This window comes from Flavobacterium sp. NKUCC04_CG, from assembly GCF_019345525.1.
In the GTDB taxonomy this organism is placed as follows: Bacteria; Bacteroidota; Bacteroidia; order Flavobacteriales; family Flavobacteriaceae; genus Flavobacterium.
Genome location: NZ_JAHKRA010000059.1, coordinates 1 through 331, shown reverse-complemented (window position 1 = coordinate 331; position 331 = coordinate 1). Strand labels below are relative to the sequence as shown.

Here is a 331-nt window from a genome sequence, read left to right as displayed (position 1 = left end):
TTATTGCAGCGGGGCTCACCTCTTCCCATTTCGAACAGAGAAGTTAAGCCCGTTAGCGCAGATGGTACTGCATTTATGTGGGAGAGTATGTCGTCGCCTTTCTTTTAAAAACCCCTAGTCTTCACAGACTAGGGGTTTTTTGTTTATAATCATTTCACCCCTACGGGGTTTACGAAAAACGATACCTCGTTTTTCTATAATCATTTCACCCCTACGGGGTTCTCTGCTCATAAGCGAATAGGCACATCGGCGTATCCGCTTTTATAATCATTTCACCCCTACGGGGTTTTCCATAACCAACATTTTATTGTCTAGCATTATTTCACCCCTA

The 331-nt window shown here is 43.2% G+C and carries 1 rRNA gene; it reads left to right on the top strand.

Annotation, left to right across the window (positions count from 1 at the left end):
* Nucleotides 1–102 (top strand): 5S ribosomal RNA (gene rrf, locus KO524_RS15225); the annotation flags it as partial.
* Between the last annotated feature and the right edge of the window lie 229 nt (nt 103–331).